Annotated in this window: 19 protein-coding genes and 4 tRNA genes; 10 read left to right on the top strand and 13 right to left on the bottom strand. The window is 59.9% G+C overall.

What is annotated here, in order from left to right; translation table 11 throughout:
• Window positions 1-33: 33 nt before the first annotated feature.
• Both OC71_RS05525 and OC71_RS05520 read right to left on the bottom strand, forming a co-directional pair.
• Window positions 34-390, bottom strand: a complete 357-nt coding sequence (locus tag OC71_RS05525; RefSeq protein WP_007963876.1) for a BON domain-containing protein — start codon at window positions 388-390, stop codon at window positions 34-36.
• Between the two features lie 295 nt (window positions 391-685).
• Window positions 686-1,126, bottom strand: a complete 441-nt coding sequence (locus OC71_RS05520; protein ID WP_041065372.1) for a pilin — start codon at window positions 1,124-1,126, stop codon at window positions 686-688.
• A 228-nt stretch (window positions 1,127-1,354) separates the two neighbouring features.
• Between OC71_RS05520 and pilB the strand changes: the two genes are divergently transcribed.
• Genes pilB through yacG form a run of 5 tightly spaced genes read left to right on the top strand, consistent with a single transcriptional unit; the run spans window position 1,355 to window position 5,966 of the window.
• Window positions 1,355-3,055: a type IV-A pilus assembly ATPase PilB gene (pilB, locus tag OC71_RS05515; protein ID WP_041065369.1), complete on the top strand. Its 1,701-nt coding sequence runs from the start codon at window positions 1,355-1,357 to the stop codon at window positions 3,053-3,055.
• Between the two features lie 2 nt (window positions 3,056-3,057).
• Window positions 3,058-4,275, top strand: coding sequence for a type II secretion system F family protein (locus tag OC71_RS05510; RefSeq protein WP_041065366.1), 1,218 nt, complete (start codon window positions 3,058-3,060; stop codon window positions 4,273-4,275).
• A gap of 1 nt (window position 4,276) precedes the next feature.
• Window positions 4,277-5,149, top strand: a complete 873-nt coding sequence (locus OC71_RS05505; RefSeq protein WP_041065363.1) for an A24 family peptidase — start codon at window positions 4,277-4,279, stop codon at window positions 5,147-5,149.
• A complete protein-coding gene (gene coaE, locus OC71_RS05500; RefSeq protein ID WP_041065361.1) occupies window positions 5,146-5,769 on the top strand; it encodes a dephospho-CoA kinase in 624 nt (207 codons plus the stop codon). Before OC71_RS05505 ends, coaE begins: the two co-directional genes overlap by 4 nt.
• Complete coding sequence (gene yacG, locus OC71_RS05495; RefSeq protein WP_007963861.1) at window positions 5,766-5,966, top strand: DNA gyrase inhibitor YacG; 201 nt, start codon at window positions 5,766-5,768, stop codon at window positions 5,964-5,966. Before coaE ends, yacG begins: the two co-directional genes overlap by 4 nt.
• Window positions 5,967-5,972: 6 nt before the next feature.
• Here the strand turns inward: yacG and OC71_RS05490 are convergent, their stop codons facing one another.
• The 3 genes from OC71_RS05490 to OC71_RS05480 form a co-directional block, all read right to left on the bottom strand.
• A complete protein-coding gene (locus OC71_RS05490) occupies window positions 5,973-6,188 on the bottom strand; it encodes a hypothetical protein (RefSeq protein WP_041065358.1) in 216 nt (71 codons plus the stop codon).
• A 65-nt stretch (window positions 6,189-6,253) separates the two neighbouring features.
• Window positions 6,254-6,943, bottom strand: a complete 690-nt coding sequence (locus OC71_RS05485) for an energy-coupling factor ABC transporter permease (protein ID WP_041065355.1) — start codon at window positions 6,941-6,943, stop codon at window positions 6,254-6,256.
• The gene (locus tag OC71_RS05480) at window positions 6,940-7,407 is read right to left on the bottom strand and encodes a hypothetical protein (RefSeq protein WP_041065492.1); all 468 of its coding nucleotides are present in this window, start codon (window positions 7,405-7,407) and stop codon (window positions 6,940-6,942) included. The genes OC71_RS05485 and OC71_RS05480 overlap by 4 nt, the downstream gene beginning before the upstream one ends.
• 129 nt (window positions 7,408-7,536) lie before the next feature.
• On the opposite strand from OC71_RS05480, the gene OC71_RS05475 reads away from it, so the two are divergent.
• The 4 genes from OC71_RS05475 (at window position 7,537) to OC71_RS05460 (ending at window position 10,274) form a co-directional block, all read left to right on the top strand.
• Window positions 7,537-8,163, top strand: coding sequence for a DUF1780 domain-containing protein (locus OC71_RS05475; protein WP_003228301.1), 627 nt, complete (start codon window positions 7,537-7,539; stop codon window positions 8,161-8,163).
• Complete coding sequence (locus tag OC71_RS05470; RefSeq protein WP_041065352.1) at window positions 8,160-8,687, top strand: MOSC domain-containing protein; 528 nt, start codon at window positions 8,160-8,162, stop codon at window positions 8,685-8,687. The genes OC71_RS05475 and OC71_RS05470 overlap by 4 nt, the downstream gene beginning before the upstream one ends.
• Window positions 8,688-8,738: 51 nt before the next feature.
• Window positions 8,739-8,912 carry a DUF3094 family protein gene (locus OC71_RS05465; RefSeq protein WP_003228304.1) on the top strand — a complete coding sequence of 58 codons (174 nt, stop codon included), beginning with the start codon at window positions 8,739-8,741 and terminating at the stop codon, window positions 8,910-8,912.
• Between the two features lie 63 nt (window positions 8,913-8,975).
• On the top strand, window positions 8,976-10,274 hold the full coding sequence (locus OC71_RS05460) for an NAD(P)/FAD-dependent oxidoreductase (RefSeq protein ID WP_041065349.1): 1,299 nt from the start codon (window positions 8,976-8,978) through the stop codon (window positions 10,272-10,274).
• A 158-nt stretch (window positions 10,275-10,432) separates the two neighbouring features.
• On the opposite strand, the gene OC71_RS05455 is transcribed toward OC71_RS05460, so the two are convergent.
• The 8 genes from OC71_RS05455 to rluD form a co-directional block, all read right to left on the bottom strand.
• Complete coding sequence (locus tag OC71_RS05455) at window positions 10,433-12,058, bottom strand: methyl-accepting chemotaxis protein (protein WP_041065346.1); 1,626 nt, start codon at window positions 12,056-12,058, stop codon at window positions 10,433-10,435.
• Window positions 12,059-12,219: 161 nt separating this feature from the next.
• Window positions 12,220-12,296: transfer RNA gene (locus OC71_RS05450), tRNA-Pro, on the bottom strand.
• Between the two features lie 97 nt (window positions 12,297-12,393).
• Window positions 12,394-12,469, bottom strand: a tRNA-Lys gene (locus tag OC71_RS05445).
• Between the two features lie 5 nt (window positions 12,470-12,474).
• Window positions 12,475-12,551 (bottom strand) — tRNA-Pro (locus OC71_RS05440).
• Window positions 12,552-12,560: 9 nt separating this feature from the next.
• Window positions 12,561-12,636, bottom strand: a tRNA-Asn gene (locus tag OC71_RS05435).
• 295 nt (window positions 12,637-12,931) lie between these two features.
• Complete coding sequence (gene clpB, locus OC71_RS05430) at window positions 12,932-15,496, bottom strand: ATP-dependent chaperone ClpB (RefSeq protein ID WP_007963856.1); 2,565 nt, start codon at window positions 15,494-15,496, stop codon at window positions 12,932-12,934.
• Window positions 15,497-15,627: 131 nt separating this feature from the next.
• Window positions 15,628-16,350: a peptidoglycan editing factor PgeF gene (gene pgeF, locus OC71_RS05425; protein WP_041065342.1), complete on the bottom strand. Its 723-nt coding sequence runs from the start codon at window positions 16,348-16,350 to the stop codon at window positions 15,628-15,630.
• Window positions 16,347-17,309 carry a 23S rRNA pseudouridine(1911/1915/1917) synthase RluD gene (rluD, locus tag OC71_RS05420; protein WP_041065339.1) on the bottom strand — a complete coding sequence of 321 codons (963 nt, stop codon included), beginning with the start codon at window positions 17,307-17,309 and terminating at the stop codon, window positions 16,347-16,349. The genes pgeF and rluD overlap by 4 nt, the downstream gene beginning before the upstream one ends.
• A 151-nt stretch (window positions 17,310-17,460) precedes the next feature.
• On the opposite strand from rluD, the gene OC71_RS05415 reads away from it, so the two are divergent.
• The gene (locus OC71_RS05415; RefSeq protein ID WP_041065336.1) at window positions 17,461-18,483 is read left to right on the top strand and encodes an outer membrane protein assembly factor BamD; all 1,023 of its coding nucleotides are present in this window, start codon (window positions 17,461-17,463) and stop codon (window positions 18,481-18,483) included.
• The last annotated feature ends 1 nt before the right edge of the window (window position 18,484 follow it).

Genomic DNA, 18,484 nt, shown 5'->3' with positions numbered 1-18,484 from the left:
CGTCTTCTCCCGGTCCAGGCGAGAAGTCCTGCCTTACTCGGCTTTCAGGCCGTCAGCGGAGACCGCTTTGACGCCTTTGATTTTCTTGGTGATGTTCACAGCGGTGGTTTTCTGAGCTTCGGTGACAGCGACGTCAGAAGACAGGGAAACCACACCTTTGTTGGTTTCGACTTTGATGTCGGTACCAGGAATGCCTTTTTCGGTTACCAGGTCGCTTTTGACTTTGGTAGTGATCCAGGTATCGGAAGTAGCTTCTTTAGCCTTGGTCATTTCACCAGCAGCCAGAGTCATTGGAGCCTGAGTAGCCTGGGTGGATTGTGCGAAAGCACCGGAAGCCATGGTCAGGGTCAGCGCGGTAGCAGCAGCGGCAGTGATAGCGAACTTCTTCATACGAGTAACTCCTGTTTTTCTGGAAAGTCTGCTGGTTGTCTTGTCAGCAGGGTTACTGGGTATATTGCGAACGCTGTGCCAACTTTTCGAAAGACAATAAATCGTTATAAATCAATAAGTTATGAATTAGATAAATTTTCGAAATCATGCAATTTGCATGACGCGTGGATTATCGACATGCAAGTTGCGGTTTTTTGGAAAGTTCCTAAATGGCTGAAATTATTGAAGCTTTTTTTACTGCTCTGGAAATGAAAATGCCCCGAAGATCGGGGCATTTGCCATTCAGGCCCTCGCATCAAGTGCCACTGGCAGTGCAACCTTTTGGCGAGTAGTCAGGGTTGACGGTGGTTGCGCAGGTCCACACGCCAGAGGTGCTGCCCGTTGCAGCGCCTGAACGGGTGAGCGTGATTGTCTTACCCAATACCGGACCCGGTGCGTTCACCAGTGTGCACGTGATGGTGCCGGCACCGGTCGAGGCCGTCCCAGAGGCCGCCAGTGTGCAGTTCGACGTGGTCGCGGAAGCGCCGCCCGCCACCAGTGTCAGCGTCGGATCCGTACCTTGATTGATGGTGTCTTCAAACGGCACTTTGAGCGCGCTGATTTCTGCCAGACCCGCTGTCACTTTCGAACGGGCCTGGTATTTGGAGTATTGCGGCAGGGCGATGGTCGCCAGAATGCCGATGATCGCCACCACGATCAGCAGCTCGATCAGAGTGAAACCCTTTTGGTTGTTCATAGACAGGCTCTCCATGCATGAGTCGGAATCTCATGATCTGCAAAGGGCTCAGCATAGGCCGTGCCAACCGCTTGCAGACCCCGTGCGCTGGGCTTCAACACGCGATATCGCGCTTTCCTACAACCTCTAACCGCACTATCTGACACTTTTTGTCACCTGCAGAGAGGGTGTTTGGCGCTGTCACTTGACTAGGCTATAAGTCATGAACTGTCAGCTTCCGGAATCCCCATGAATGACATCGCTCTGAGCGGTCTGGCCAAGCAGTTGGTACAGGCCGAACTGCTCACGGAAAAAAGCGCCCAGCAGGCCTGGCAACAGGCGCAGCGCAATCGGCTGTCGCTGGTCAGTTATCTGGTGCAAAACAAACTGGTGAAGAGCTCACAGGTGGCCGAGATCGCTTCAGAGCATTTCGGCATGGCCTTCATGGACCTCAATTGCCTGGACAAGGAAACCCAGCCCAAAGGCCTGGTCAGTGAAAAACTGGTGCGCCAGCATCACGCCCTGCCCTTGTGGCGCCGTGGCAACAAGCTGTTCGTGGGCATTTCCGACCCGAGCAATCATCAGGCGATCAATGACATTCAGTTCAGCACCGGGCTGAGCACCGAAGCCATTCTGGTGGAGGACGACAAGCTCACCGAGGCCATCGAGAAATTCTTCGACACCCACGCCAGCGGTCTGGAGGACATGGCCGACGTCGATCTCGACGGCATGGATGTCGAGTCCGTCGACGACAGCCGCCAGGACGCCATCGGCGGGCTCGACGCCGATGACGCGCCGGTCGTGCGCTTCGTGCACAAGATGCTGCTCGACGCGATCAAGAGTGGCTCCTCCGACCTGCACTTCGAACCCTACGAGAAAAACTTCCGGGTGCGGGTGCGCACCGACGGTATCCTGCGCGAGGTGGCCAAACCGCCGATTCAACTGGCCGGACGGATCGCCGCACGCCTGAAAGTCATGGCCAGCCTCGACATCTCGGAGCGGCGCAAACCGCAGGACGGGCGGATCAAGATGCGCCTGTCGAAGACCAAGTCGATCGACTTCCGGGTCAACACTTTGCCGACCCTGTGGGGCGAAAAAGTGGTGATCCGGATTCTCGACCCGTCCAGCGCGCAGATCGGCATCGATGCATTGGGTTACGAACCGGCGCAGAAAGACCTGTACATGGCGGCGCTCAAGCAGCCGCAGGGCATGATTCTGGTGACAGGGCCGACCGGTTCGGGGAAAACCGTATCGCTGTACACCGGCCTGAATATTCTCAACACCGTCGACATCAACATTTCCACCGCCGAAGACCCGGTGGAAATCAACATGGAAGGCATCAACCAGGTCAACGTCAATCCGAAACAGGGTCTGGATTTTGCCCAGGCCCTGCGTTCGTTTCTGCGGCAGGATCCGGACGTGATCATGGTCGGCGAGATCCGCGACCTGGAAACTGCCGAAATCGCGATCAAGGCCGCACAGACCGGCCACCTGGTGCTGTCCACGCTGCACACCAACAGCGCCGCCGAAACCCTGACCCGCCTGCACAACATGGGTATTCCCGGGTTCAACATCGCCACCTCGGTGAGCCTGATCATCGCCCAGCGCCTGGCGCGCAAGCTGTGCAACCACTGCAAGAAACCGATCGAAATCCCCCGCGAAACGCTGATCAAGGAAGGTTTCCCGCCGGAACAGATCGGCAATTTCACGATCTACGAGCCGGTCGGTTGCGATCACTGCAACGGCGGCTACAAGGGACGCGTGGGGATTTATGAAGTGGTGAAAAACACTTCCGAGCTGCAGCGGCTGATCATGGCCGAAGGCAACTCGCTGGAAATCGACAGCCAGATGCGTCGCGACGGCTTCGACGACCTGCGCACCTCGGGCCTGCACAAGGCCATGCAAGGCATCACCAGCCTGGAAGAAATCAACCGGGTCACCAAGGACTGAACATGGCGGTCAAGGCAGCGAAAATCAGCATCTACGCCTGGGAAGGCACGGATCGCAAAGGCAGCAAGGTCACGGGCGAGTTGAGCGGGCAGAACCCTGCGCTGATCAAGGCCCAACTGCGCAAACAAGGCATCAACCCGGGCAAGGTGCGCAAGAAATCCACCTCCTTGCTCAGCCTCGGCAAACGCATCAAGGCCCAGGACATCGCCCTGTTCACCCGGCAGATGGCAACCATGATGAAGGCTGGCGTGCCGTTGTTGCAGTCGTTCGACATCATTGGCGAAGGCTTCGACAACCCGGCGATGCGCAAACTGGTGGACGAAGTGAAGCAAGAGGTGGCGGCCGGCAACAGCTTCGCCGCCGCCCTGCGCAAGAAGCCGCAGTATTTCGATGAGCTGTATTGCAACCTGGTGGATGCCGGCGAGCAATCCGGTGCACTCGATACGTTGCTCGAACGGGTCGCAACCTATAAGGAAAAAAGCGAAGCGCTCAAGGCCAAGATCAGGAAAGCCATGACTTACCCCACAGCCGTGGTGCTGGTGGCGATGGTGGTCACGGGGATTTTGCTGGTGAAAGTGGTGCCGCAGTTTCAGGCGGTATTTTCCGGTTTTGGCGCTGAACTGCCGGCCTTCACGCTGATGGTGATCAGCATCTCCGAGTTCATGCAGCAATGGTGGTGGGCGGTGCTCGGCGCCCTGATTGCAGCAGTGTTCGGCATCCGTCATGCGCTGAAGACATCCCAGGCATTGCGCGACCGCAAGGACACCTGGCTGCTGAAGCTGCCGCTGGTGGGCACGCTGATGTACAAATCGGCGGTGGCGCGATTCGCCCGCACCTTGTCGACCACCTTCGCCGCTGGCGTACCGCTGGTGGAGGCACTGGATTCGGTGGCCGGCGCTACCGGCAACGTGGTGTTCAAACGTGCAGTGCTGCGTATCCGCCAGGACGTCGCCACCGGCATGCAGCTGAATTTTTCCATGCGCAGCACCGGGGTGTTCCCGAACATGGCGGTACAGATGACCGCGATCGGTGAGGAGTCGGGCGCGCTGGATGACATGCTCGACAAGGTCGCCGGTTTTTATGAGGACGAAGTGGATAACATGGTCGACAACCTCACCAGCCTGATGGAGCCGTTCATCATGGTGGTGCTCGGGGTCATCGTCGGCGGGCTGGTAGTGGCCATGTACCTGCCGATTTTCCAGCTCGGCTCAGCGATCTGACATGCCTATCGACCAACTCTTCAGTCTGTATCCGCTGGCCTTTGTGTGCACCGCCCTGCTGCTGGGTCTGGTGGTGGGCAGTTTCCTCAACGTGCTGGTCTGGCGTCTGCCGAAAATGCTCGAGCGCGATTGGCGCCAGCAGGCGCAGGACGTCCTCGGCCTGCCGAGCGAAACGCCACTGCCGACCTACAACCTGATGCTGCCGCACTCCCAGTGTCCGCACTGTGGCCACCGGATTCGGCCGTGGGAAAACTTTCCGCTGCTCAGCTACCTGTTGCTGCGCGGACGCTGTTCGGCGTGTACCGCCCCGATCAGCAAACGTTATCCCCTGACCGAACTGGCTTGCGGCCTGCTCTCGGCATTCGTCGCCTGGCATCTGGGGTTCGGCTGGCCGGCCGCCTTGTTGATCGTCCTCACCTGGGGCCTTCTGGCGATGAGCCTGATCGACACCGAACATCAATTGCTGCCCGATGTGCTGGTGTTGCCGTTGTTGTGGCTGGGGTTGATCGTCAACAGCTTCGGGCTGTTCGTCTCGCTACACGCCGCGCTGTGGGGCGCGGTGGCCGGCTACATGGCGCTGTGGTCGGTGTTCTGGCTGTTCAAGCTGCTGACCGGCAAGGACGGCATCGGCCACGGCGATTTCAAGCTGCTGGCGCTGCTCGGGGCCTGGGGCGGCTGGCAGATTCTGCCGCTGACGATCCTGCTGTCATCGCTGGTGGGGGCGATTGTCGGGGTGGTTCTACTGCGTCTGCGTGAGCAGAAAACCTCGACGCCGATGCCCTTCGGCCCGTATCTGGCAATTGCCGGCTGGATTGCCTTGCTCTGGGGTGGTCAAATAACCGACTTCTATTGGCAGTTTGTCGGTTTGAAATGAATACCCCTGTGGAAAAACCCTGGATTCTCGGCCTGACCGGCGGCATCGGCAGCGGCAAAAGCGCCGCGGCCCAGCACTTCATCAATCTCGGGATCCATGTGGTCGACGCTGATCACGCAGCGCGCTGGGTGGTCGAGCCCGGGCGTCCGGCGCTGGCGAAAATTGCCGAACACTTCGGGCCCGGCGTCCTGCAAGCCGATGGTACGCTGGACCGTGCGGCCCTGCGCAAGTTGATCTTTGAAGTGCCGGAAGAACGCCGCTGGCTCGAAGCCCTGCTGCATCCGTTGATCGCCGAGGAAATCGCTCACCATCTGGCGCTGGCAAAATCGCCTTATGCGATTCTGGTGTCACCGCTGCTGATCGAATCCGGGCAATACGCGATGACCCAGCGCATCCTGGTGATCGACGCCCCGCAACAATTGCAGATCGAACGCACCTTGCAGCGCGACCAGACCAGCGAACAGCAGGTCCAGGCGATCCTCAAGGCCCAGTCGAGCCGCGAAGACCGCCTGAGCCGTGCCGACGATGTGGTGGTCAACGACCGCGACCTCGCCTGGCTGCACAGCGAAGTCGAGCGCCTGCATCACTTTTACCTGACTTTATCCGGAGGCCAAGCATGAGCCCAATCCCAACCGTTGACTGCCCAACCTGCGGCGCCCCCGTGGAATTCACCCCAGAGAACAAATTCCGCCCGTTCTGCTCCGATCGCTGCAAGCTGATCGACCTCGGCGCCTGGGCGTCCGAAGAGCACAAGATTCCGGTCGCCCCGGATGCCGAAGACGAAATGTTCTCCGGTGATTTCGACCCGCGTCACTGATCGCGATCAGGGCCGCATGAAGCCGTAGTCCTGATCGTCGTCGAGGTTTTCCGCGAGAAAGCGCAATTCGTCGGCCAGGTCTTCGGCGTTGCGCACCGTCTTGCTCTGCTGCACCACCGCGCTGAGCAAGGCGCGCAAACTCAGGCCCGGATCGAAGCCGACCTCCAGCGCCATCTCCAGACTCTGCCGCGTTTCCTGCCTCGCCCACTCGTAAACACTCATGCCGCTGCTCCTGAAGGGATTTGATTGAGCATGAAATGCCGCGAGGGTGACGGATTTGATGTGGATCAAGACTTGGGATCGTCGTCCTTCCACGGCGCCGAAAGGTAGCGGGTGCGATTGAAGGTCTCCAGCCAATCGGGACTGAACACCACCAACGCGCTGATCACCATGCCGTTGATGAACGCTTCGGGGAAAATCAGCAGCCACAGGTAGCCGATGAAGTCTTCCAGCCATTCCGGCATGGCAAACAGACCGTCGTACCACAGCAGGCTAAGGCTCAACGTCAGGCACAACAAGGCCGACAACGCTGCGGCAAAGAATCCGGAACAGAAGATATACACGAACGGATTTCGCGGCTGGGCACGCTCGACGATGATCGCCACGCACTCAGTGATCAACACCGGCAACAGGATCAGCAACGTACCGTTGACCCCGACCGCCAGCAGATCCTGACGCCCGAGCAACACCAACCCGATCTGCGCCACCAGCCCGCCGACAATCGCCAGCGGCCAGTCCAGCAAAAGTGTCACGGCGGTCATGCCGATGAAGTGATAAGAAACTCCGGTGTCGAAATCCCTGCGCACCATCCACAGCAAAAACACGGCGAACACGGTGCCGAACAGCAGGTGCTGACGGCGACTGTCACTGAACAACTCGACCCACGGCGCACGACAGATCGCCCAGATAAGCACCGGCAGATAGATCAGCCAGCCGACCGTCAGGCTTTGCGGTGACAGCAACTCGGCGCCGATCATGGGCGGGCCTTCTCCAGTGCCTCGTGCAGTTGGGCCGCGTCGGTGTACTCATGTTGCTCGAGCAGTCGGCCGTCCTTGAGTTGCAGCCACAGCACCGAGCCTTCGGCGCCGGGATAACGCGACGCCACCCTGCCTTCACGATCAAGCATGACCCGATAGCTGTAGTCACGCATCGCCGGTATCGCGAACATCTTCGCGATCAGCGCCGGCATGCGCTGGATGTCAGCGACAAACACGGCGTGACGCGCCTCCAGATAGCCTTTTGGCTGGTCTTTCAACGCCTGCTTGATCAGCTTCGCGCCGTCCATGTCGCGCGCCACCAGCAGCGTCGTGGTGCGGTTATCGAGGGTGAACGGCTGATCGTATTGATCCAGCAACGTCCAGGGCGCCAGCCGCTCACCGATTTCAAGCGCCTGGGCCCACAGCGGAATCACAGCCAACACCAGCAGCCAGCGAAATTTCACGTTCATCCCCTCGATTTGGCATTAATGGACGGTTTTCCTCAGTCTACACCGCCCATTGCAACCGCCCACTGACACACATTGCCGCGTGGTGCTTTCAGCTTGTCGCAATTGAACGCTAAGCTTGGGCTTATGGATGACTCAGATTATTTACGCCTGCTGACCATCGCGGCCGAGCAAGCCAACGCGTTCCTGTCCAATGCCCGCAAATGGGAGCGTGAGCGTTGGGTCTGCCAGCGCCTGCTGCAAGGCTTGAACATTCCTTACCGCGCCGATGAGTTTGCCCCTGCTGGCGAGCCGCCGGATGTGCTGTTTCGCGATGCCAATTTCGAAGTGTTTTTCGTGCTCGACGAAGGCCGCCGACTCAACGACGAATGGCGCGACGAACTGCAACGCCGGCGCAGTGCATTTTCCCTCAGCCAACTGGTGCGCCGTGAAGCCAAGCCACGGCGGATCCCGGCCAATGAATTCTTGCTGCGACTGGCGCCGACCTTGCGCAAAAAAGCGCACAACTACAAGGAACGCGGCATGGATCTGGGCGAACTGGACATCATCGCCTTCGCCAGCCTCAAGCGCGAAGTGCTGGACCTCAACAGCCACTTCCCACCGCCCACCGAATACCTGCGTCAGGGCTGGCGCTCGCTGTCGCTGGTCGGGCCGACCTTCGCCCGGGTGCTGTTCGCGCATCCTGATGCACCGGATTTCCTGCGCAGCAACCTCGGTCGCAGCATCGTCTTCGATGTCGGGATCAGCCTGTGACGCCGCTGCAGCAGTTGATTGCCGACGTCCCGCAGACCGGGCGCGTGCGCTGGATCGGCGTGCGCCCCGAGTCTCGCGGGCCGATGATCGAACTCGACGCGGTGGAAGCACGACTGGAGGCCGGACTGACTGGCGATCACGCCCGCCCGGGGGTGCGCAACGCGCGGCAGGTGACGTTGATCCAGTTCGAACACCTGGCCGTGATCAGCGCGTTGATGGGCCGGTCACAGGATCATCCGGTCAAGCCTGAAGACCTGCGGCGCAATCTGGTCATCAGCGGTATCAATCTGTTTAGTCTCAAGGGTCGGCGCTTTCGCATTGGTCAGGCAATATTCGAGACCACTGGCTGGTGTCAGCCCTGCGCACGCCTGCAAAACAACCTCGGCCCCGGCACCTTTCAAGCGGTGCGCGGGCATGGCGGAATTACCGCCCGGGTGTTACAAAGCGGGATCATCCGCCTCGACGACGGTGTTTCTGTCGAACCGGTTCCGGCCAGTGGCTATGCTGCGTTCAACCCGGGATAAAAACCGCTGTAGCGTCTCCACCTTCAGCAACGTCTACCTGACGAGGCCTTTATGACCAGCCGCCTGAACCCCGAAGACCAGAAGCATGTCGAAGAGTACCTGCAGTTGTCCCAACACCGTGTCGAGCGCCGGCCTTTCCGGCCGTGGATGCTCCTGGTGCTGGTGCTGGCAGTGACCATTGGTCTGGGCTTGCTGAGCCGACTTATCAGTTACCTGACGCTATGAGCTGCCTGGCGCTCGCTCGGGTAACCGCACCGATTTCCTTTAAAAACCTTGCGAGTTATCCCTATGTCCCATCGTATTGTCATTGTCGGCGGCGGCGCCGGCGGTCTGGAGCTGGCTACCCGTCTGGGTAAGACTCTGGGCAAGCGCGGCACGGCCAGCGTGATGCTGGTCGACGCGAACCTGACGCACATCTGGAAACCCCTGCTGCACGAAGTGGCCGCCGGATCGCTGAACTCTTCCGAAGACGAACTCAACTATGTTGCCCAGGCGAAATGGAACCACTTCGAGTTCCAGCTGGGGCGCATGAGCGGGCTTGATCGGGCGCAGAAGAAAATCCAGCTGGCCGCCACCTACGACGAGAACGGCGTGGAACTGGTACCGGCGCGTGAAGTGCCTTACGACACGCTGGTGATCAGCGTCGGCAGCACCACCAACGATTTCGGCACCCAGGGCGCGGCGCAGCACTGCCTGTTCCTCGACACCCGCAAACAGGCCGAGCGTTTCCACCAGCAGCTGCTCAACCACTATCTGCGCGCGCACGCCGGACAGACCGATGTGGTCGAGCAGATCAGCGTGGCCATCGTCGGTGCCGGCGCCACAGGTGTCGAGCTGGCGGCAGAGCTGCACAACGCGGCGCATGAACTGGCGGCTTATGGTCTGGACCGGATCAAACCGGAGAACATGCACATCACCCTGATCGAAGCCGGCCCGCGAGTGCTGCCAGCCCTGCCGGAACGCATCAGCGGCCCGGTGCACAAGACCCTGGAGAAACTCGGGGTCAATGTAATGACCAATGCGGCGGTCAGCGAAGTAACCGCCGACAGCCTGATCACCGCCGATGGCAATGTGATCAAGGCCAGCCTGAAAGTCTGGGCCGCCGGGATTCGCGCACCGGGTTTCCTCAAGGACATCGATGGCCTGGAAACCAACCGCATCAATCAGCTGCAAGTGCTGCCGACGTTGCAGACCACCCGCGACGAAAACATTTTCGCCTTCGGTGACTGCGCCGCGTGCCCGCAACCGGGTTCGGATCGCAACGTGCCGCCGCGTGCACAAGCCGCACACCAACAGGCATCGTTGCTGGCCAAGTCGCTGAAGCTGCGTATCGAGGGCAAAACCCTGCCGGAGTACAAGTACACCGACTACGGCTCGCTGATCTCGCTGTCGCGTTTTTCCGCTGTGGGTAACTTGATGGGCAACCTGACCGGCAGCGTGATGCTCGAAGGCTGGCTGGCGCGTATGTTCTACGTGTCGCTGTATCGCATGCACCAGATGGCGCTGTACGGACCGTTCCGCACGGCGATGCTGATGCTGGGCAGCAAGATCGGTCGCGGTACCGAGCCACGCCTGAAGCTGCACTAAAACCAAAACGTGTGGGAGCTGGCTTGCCAGCGATAGCGGTCGGTCAGTCGGCGATGATGTCGACTGATCCGCCGCTATCGCGGGTAAGCCACGCTCCCACATTGTTTTGTGCAGCTCACAAAATCAGCAAGCTCACTCCTGCAATCGATCACCGCTCATCAAAGCTGGAAGCGGCGCACCATGCCTTGCAGCGCGTTGGCCAGTTGCGACAGTTCGTGGCTCGACGCACGGGTCTGATCGGCACCCGTCGCCGAACGGACCGACAGGTCGCGAATGTTCACCAGATTACGATCCACTTCCCGCGCGACTTGCGCCTGCTCTTCGGCGGCACTGGCGATCACCAGATTACGCTCATGGATCTCATGCACCGAAGCGGTGATGGTTTCCAGCGCCTCCCCGGCCCGCTCGGCCAATGCCAGTGTGGTCGTGGCCCGTGCAGCGCTGGCCTGCATCGAATCCAGCGCCAGGCTTGAACCACTGCGCATGCCCTGCACCATCTGCTCGATCTCCTGCGTCGATTGCTGGGTGCGATAGGCCAGCGCCCGCACTTCGTCGGCGACCACCGCAAAACCTCGTCCGCTTTCCCCTGCGCGGGCCGCCTCGATGGCGGCGTTGAGCGCAAGCAGGTTGGTCTGCTCGGCAATGGCACGGATCACATCCAGCACTTTGCCGATGTCCTGTGACTGGTTGGCCAGCGATTGCACCAACTCGCCGGTGTGCTGCACGTCGCTGGCCAGCGCATGGATGGCCGATGCGGTGTCACTGACCCGCGCCTGCCCCAGTTGCGCCGACTCACTGGATTGGCGGGTGGCATCGGATGTCGACACCGCGTTGCGAGCGACTTCTTCAACGGCCGTGGTCATTTCATTGACCGCCGTCGCCGCCTGTTCGATTTCGTTGTTCTGCTGCTGCAAGCCTTGTGTGCTGTCGAGCGTCACCGCGTTGAGTTCATCAGCAGCGCTCGCCAGTTGCGTGGCCGAACCGCTGATGCCTTGCAGCGTTTCCCGCAGGTTTTGCTGCATGGTCGCCAGCGCCTTGAGCAATCGGCTGACTTCATCGTTACCGTGGGTTTCGATCGGCCGGGTCAGGTCGCCTCGAGCCACACTTTCGGCAGCGCTGACGGCGCTGCTCAGCGGACGGACGATGCTGCGGGTGAGCAACATCGCCAGCGCCACCGTAGCCAGCGCCGCCAGCGCTATGAACAGGCTGACGATCGTGCGCGAGGTCTGGTAGTGGTCAGCGGATTTCTGGCTCTCCGCAGCAACCTGTCTGGCGAACAGATCCGACAGGTCATTGAGCTGCTTGCCGGAGCCGTCGACCACGGTCTTCATATCAACCAGCAACAGTTTGGTCAGCTCGTCACGCTGGCCTTGATCGGCCAGGGTGAAGGATTGCGCGATGCCGGTGCGATACGCGGCGAAGGTTGTTTTGAACTGGTCATAGAGCTGCTGGCCTTCCGCCGTGGTGACCAGTTTGTCGTAGGCGGCGATCTTCTCGCTCAGCTCCTTGTCGCGGGTATCCATCTGGCTGCGGTAAGTCGCGATGTTCTGCGGATCCTGATCAAGGGCCATGCGCAGGGAAATCGTACGGATCCGCAACATCAGCTCGCGAATTTCGTCACCGCCACGAATGCTCGGCAGCCACTGGCTCTCCACCGCGACCTCACTGTCACGAATGCTCGACATCTGCCCCAAGGCAAATACGCCGAGCAACGCCACCAGGACCGCAATCAGGGCAAAACCCAACGCGGCACGAGGAGCAATATTCAACTGACGAAGCAACATGACGAACGCCCTTATTCTTGTATTGGCCAGATTGAAGGGGCGAACAGTGGCAGCCCCTCTCGTTAGCGGGCTATCGGCAAGTTGTACGATGACTTGAAAGGAATTGTCTGACGCGAGGACAAAAAAAATCCCCGTATCTTTCGATACGAGGATTTTTAATATGGTCGGGGTAAGGGGATTCGAACTCCTGACATCCTGCTCCCAAAGCAGGCGCGCTACCGGACTGCGCTATACCCCGGTAAAAAAAAGGCGACCTTTCAAAGATCGCCTTCTTCGATCAGCGCTTTTGGCCTCTGATCTTAAGATTCGATCCCAGTGTTACCTGGTTTCAAAAATGGTGGGTCGTGTGGGATTCGAACCTACGACCAATTGGTTAAAAGCCAACTGCTCTACCAACTGAGCTAACGACCCAAAAATGGTCGGGGTAAGGGGATTCGAACTCCTGACATCCTGCTCCCAAAGCAGGCGCGCTACCGGACTGCGCTATACCCCGGCTTGAAATTGGCTCCGTGACCAGGACTCGAACCTGGGACCCAATGATTAACAGTCATTTGCTCTACCGACTGAGCTATCACGGAACTACATATTTCAATTTACAACGGTGAAACTTACAGCTCTTAGACGTCGTTCGCATCGCTGCGTTCGTGTGTCTGAGGCGCGCTATTCTACAACCTAGAACACCTCTGTCAACCCCCTAAATCGCTTTCAAGTTAATGATTTGCAACTTATTTCAGATTTCAGCTCAGTGAGCTGAGATGCTGCGGGTGACTGACTGCGGGGCGCACTTTACAAGCCTTTTCCTTAGAGTTCAACAGCCTAACGAAAAAAAGGCCTCGCAAAGCGAGGCCTTCCTTATTTCATTGGCTTTACCGCTCAGTCGAAAACGATTTCGTCGTTCACGACCTTGCCGGTTGCCGTGTCGCCCGGCAGGAAATGCCCTGACAGGATCAACTGCGCCAACGGGTTTTCGATCCAGCGCTGGATCGCACGTTTGAGCGGACGTGCGCCATACACCGGGTCGTAACCCACGGCAATCAGCTTGTCCATCGCTTCCGGGCTCAGTTCCAGCTTCAGCTCGCGCTCGGCCAGACGACTGCGCAGACGGCCCAGCTGGATCTCGGTAATGCCCGCGATCTGATCCCGCGCCAATGGCTCGAAGATCACTACTTCGTCGACCCGGTTGATGAACTCGGGACGGAAGTGCGACGTCAGCGCGTCCATCACCGCTGCACGCTGCGCCTCACGATCACCGACCAGTTCCTGGATCTGCGACGAGCCGAGGTTCGAGGTCATGACAATCACGGTATTACGGAAATCCACCGTACGTCCGTGGCTGTCGGTCAGGCGTCCATCCTCCAGCACTTGCAGCAGGATGTTGAACACGTCCGGGTGCGCCTTCTCGACCTCATCCAGCAGGATCACCGAGTAAGGCTTGCGACGTACCGCTTCGGTCAGGTAACCGCCCTCCTCGTAACCTACGTAGCCTGGTGGTGCCCCGATCAGCCGCGCCACGGAATGTTTCTCCATGAACTCGGACATGTCGATCCGCACCATTGCCTCTTCCGTGTCGAAGAGGAATTCGGCCAGCGCCTTGCACAGCTCGGTTTTACCGACCCCGGTCGGGCCGAGGAACATGAACGAACCGCTCGGACGATTCGGATCCGCCAGCCCGGCACGCGAGCGCCGTACGGCGTTGGCCACCGCGACCACCGCTTCGTCCTGACCGATCACGCGCTGGTGCAACAGGCTTTCCATCTTCATCAGCTTGTCGCGCTCGCCTTCGAGCATTTTCGACACCGGAATACCGGTCCACTTCGAAACGACTTCGGCGATTTCCTCTTCGGTCACCTTGCTGCGCAGCAACTGGTTCTCGCTCTTGCCGTGCTGGTCGACCATTTGCAGGCTGCGCTCCAGATCCGGGATCACCCCGTACTGCAATTCGGCCATGCGGTTGAGGTCGCCTTTACGGCGCGCGGCTTCCAGTTCCTGACGCGACTGTTCGATCTTCTGCTGAATCTGCGCCGAACCCTGAACCTCGGCTTTTTCCGAGTTCCAGATTTCTTCCAGATCCGAGTACTCACGTTCGAGGCGGACAATTTCTTCCTGGAGTTTTTCCAGGCGCTTCATCGCCGCTTCATCGCTTTCTTTCTTCAGTGCCTGGGATTCAACCTTGAGCTGAATCAACCGACGCTCCAGACGATCGAGCACTTCCGGCTTGGAGTCGATCTCCATGCGGATGCGGCTGGCAGCCTCGTCGATCAGGTCGATGGCCTTGTCCGGCAACTGCCGATCAGTGATGTAGCGATGGCTGAGCTTGGCGGCCGCGATGATCGCACCGTCAGTGATCGCCACCTTATGGTGAACCTCATAACGCTCCTTGAGGCCACGCAGGATGGCGATGGTGTCTTCTTCGCTCGGCTCGTCCACCAGCACTTTCTGGAAGCGCCGTTCGAGGGCGGCATCCTTCTCTATATATTGGCGGTACTCGTTGAGCGTGGTTGCGCCGACGCAATGCAACTCGCCGCGAGCCAATGCCGGTTTGAGCATGTTGCCGGCATCCATCGAGCCTTCGCCCTTACCGGCGCCGACCATGGTGTGCAGCTCGTCGATGAACAGAATGATCTGCCCTTCCTGCTTCGACAGTTCGTTGAGCAGTGCTTTGAGGCGTTCTTCGAACTCACCGCGATATTTGGCACCGGCAATCAGCGCGCCCATGTCCAGCGACAACAGGCGTTTGCCCTTGAGCCCGTCCGGCACTTCGCCGTTGATGATGCGCTGGGCCAGACCTTCGGCAATCGCGGTCTTACCCACACCAGGCTCACCGATCAGCACCGGGTTGTTCTTGGTGCGACGTTGCAGCACCTGAATGGTGCGGCGGATTTCGTCGTCACGGCCGATCACCGGATCAAGCTTGCCGTCTTCGGCGCGCTTGGTCAGGTCGACGGTGTACTTGTCCAGTGCCTGACGCGACTCTTCGTGGTTGGCGTCATTCACCGCCTCACCACCGCGCAGGTTGTTGATTGCGTTCTCCAGGGCTTTCTTGCTCACGCCCTGGCCGAGCAGCAGTTTGCCGAGCTTGCTGTTTTCGTCCATCGCGGCGAGCAGCACCAGCTCGCTGGAAATGAACTGGTCGCCCTTCTGCTGGGCCAGACGATCAGCCTGATTGAGCAGGCGCGCCAGATCCTGCGACATGTTGACGTCGCCGGTCGGGTTCTGGATTTTCGGCAATTGATCGAGCTCTTTGGTCAGCTCTTTGCGCAGGCTGTTGACGTCGAAGCCCACTTGCATGAGCAGGGGTTTGATCGAACCACCCTGCTGTTCAAGCATGGCTTGCATCAAGTGCGCCGGCTCGATGGCCGGATGATCGTGGCCAACGGCCAGGGATTGGGCGTCGGACAACGCCAACTGTAATTTGCTGGTTAAACGGTCTATACGCATGGGGTCACCTTCCTTTTGAGCAGGTCGGACCTAAAAACCATCCTGAATAAAGAAACCTGCCAGATACCACTGTAGATGCGGTCGATTCTGGGAGATTCAAGCGTCGGGAGATTGATGTAGATCAGACAAGCTTAGCGGGTGAGCCAGACAAGGGAGGCAAAGCGCCCCGTGCGCGACGCACGGCGGTAAGAAAAGAAGCGCGGATCGGTCACCGTGCAGAAACCGCCACCATAAACCGCCGTGACACCTTTGGCCGCCAGACGCAGGCGCGCCAGCAGATAAATGTCAGCCATGAACTTGCCAGCATTGTGGCTGGGCACGAAGGCGGCTGCCGCTTCCGGCAGTTGCTTGACGAAGACTTCGCGTACTTCCGGGCCGACTTCAAACGCTTTCGGGCCGATGGCCGGGCCGAGCCAGACCAGCACGTCCGCCGCAGCGGTGTCGAGATGATCGAGGGTGGCTTCCAGTACGCCGGCCGCCAACCCGCGCCAGCCGGCATGGGCCGCCGCGACGCGAGTGCCGGCCCGGTTGCAGAACAATGCCGGCAGGCAATCGGCAGTCATCGCCGTGCAGGCAATCCCGGGAGTTGCCGTCCAACTGGCATCGGCGGTTGCCACCACGCCCGGATCAGCATGAGCCACGACAATGCCGTGCACTTGCTGCAACCAGGCAGGCTTTATAGAGAAATGTTCGGTCAGACGCCGACGATTCTCGGCGACTGCGTCCGGGCGATCATCGACATGATCGCCCAGATTGAGGCTGTCGAACGGCGCCTCGCTGACACCTCCCTCGCGGGTGGTGACACAGGCCCTGACGCTGGCCGGCGCAGGCCAGTCCGGCGTCAGCCAGTTCATCCGACGAAGGCCTCGCGATCCTGCTTGAGCAGGGTCAGCAGCCAGACGAAATCTTCCGGCAGCGGCGATTCCCAGCTCATGCGCTCACCGGTGGTCGGATGATCCAGCTCAAGGAAACGCGCGTGCAGCGCCTGACGCGGGAAGTGCTTGAGCGACTCGACCATGGTCGGGTTCGCCGCCGGCGGAATGCGGAAACGACCGCCGTACGCCGGGTCGCCGACCAACGGGAAGTTGATGTGCGACATGTGCACACGGATCTGGTGGGTCCGGCCGGTTTCCAGTTTGACCCGCACATGCGTGTGGGACCGGAAACGCTCCAGCACGCGGTAGTGACTGACAGCCGGCTTGCCGCCTTCCATCACGGCCATGCGCTGGCGCTGCTGACCATGACGGCCGATCGGGGCGTTGATCTTGCCCCCGGCGGTCACCACACCGATCACGATGCACTCGTAGATCCGGCTGACGCTGCGGCTCTGCAGCTGGGCAACGAGCTTGGTCTGCGCCTGAATGGTCTTGGCCACCACCATCAGACCGGTGGTGTCCTTGTCCAGGCGATGCACGATACCGGCACGCGGGACATTGATGATGTCCGGCACGTGGTGCAGCAAGGCATTGAGCAAGGTGCCATCGGCGTGGCCGGCAGCCGGGTGCACCACCAGGCCCGCAGGCTTGTTGATCACCAGGATGTCGTCGTCTTCATAGACGATGTCGAGCTCGATGTCCTGGGCGATCCACTCGCCCTGGGCTTCCTGCTCGGCAGTCAGCTCAAGGACGGCACCGCCATGCACGATGTCGCGCGGGCGGATGACCGCCCCGTCCACAGTCAGGCGACCTTCTTTGATCCAGGCGGAAAGGCGCGAGCGTGAGTGCTCAGCGAAGAGTTGGGCGGCGACTTGATCGAGGCGTTGGCCGCCCAAATCGGACGGCACCTCTGCGCGAAGTTCAATTTTATCGGACATGCTCTGACTGGGCGTCGGCACAGCCTTTGGTTTCGGCTGCGCGCTTGTGGTTAAATACGGCGTCTTTTGCCCCGAGGCTTTTCAACGGGGCGCTCATCATAACAGGACGGCCCCGCCCAAGACAGCGGCCGTCATAGGGACGCAAGCCGCCATGCAAGTGAAACACCTGCTGCTGATCGCCATCCTCGCATTGACCGCTGCTTGCTCATCGAAGGAAGTCGTCGACGAAAACCTGAGCGAAGCCGAGCTGTACCAGCAGGCTCAGACCGACCTGGACAACAACAGCTACACCAGCGCCACGGCCAAGCTGAAGGCTCTGGAGTCGCGTTATCCGTTCGGTCGCTACGCGGATCAGGCACAGCTTGAACTGATTTATGCCAACTATAAAAACGCCGAGCCGGAAGCTGCCAAGTCCGCCGCCGAACGTTTTATCCGTTTGCACCCACAGCACCCGAACGTGGACTATGCCTATTACCTCAAGGGCCTGACCTCGTTCGACCAGGACGTCGGCCTGCTGGCGCGCTTCCTGCCGCTGGACATGACCAAGCGTGACCCTGGCGCTGCCCGCGACTCGTACAACGAGTTCGCCCAACTGACCAGCCGCTACCCGAACAGCCGCTACGCGCCGGACGCCAAGCAGCGCATGATCTACCTGCGCAACCTGCTGGCCGCCTACGAAATCCACGTAGCCGACTACTACCTGACCCGTCAGGCCTACGTCGCCGCCGCCAACCGTGGCCGTTATGTAGTGGAAAACTTCCAGGAAACTCCATCGGTCGGCGATGGCCTGGCGGTGATGACCGAGGCTTACCAGCGTCTGCACCTGGACGAACTGGCCGCTACCAGTCTGGAAACCCTGAAACTCAACTACCCGAATCACCCGAGCCTGCAGGACGGTCAGTTCGTGCCATCGGTTGCCGAAGCCGACAACCGCTCGTTCCTGAGCAAGGCGACTTTGGGCCTGATCGAGTCGCGTCCACCGCTACCGCCGGGAGAAACCCGCGCCAACCAGGACGTGCAGAAGCAGTTCCAGGACGCGAAAGACGCGATCCCGAACGAGCTCAAGCCTAAAGACGAAAACGGCGACGTGATCGAGGAAGAGCGTCATGAAGCCGAAGGCAACAACGAAGATCGTTCGTGGTTCAGCTACATGACCTTCGGCGTGTTCGACTGAT

The sequence above is a fragment of the Pseudomonas sp. W15Feb9B genome (assembly GCF_000828175.1).
Lineage (GTDB): Bacteria > Pseudomonadota > Gammaproteobacteria > Pseudomonadales > Pseudomonadaceae > Aquipseudomonas > Aquipseudomonas parakoreensis.
Note: the sequence above shows the minus strand (reverse complement) of the source record. Positions and strands in the feature narration are given on the sequence as shown.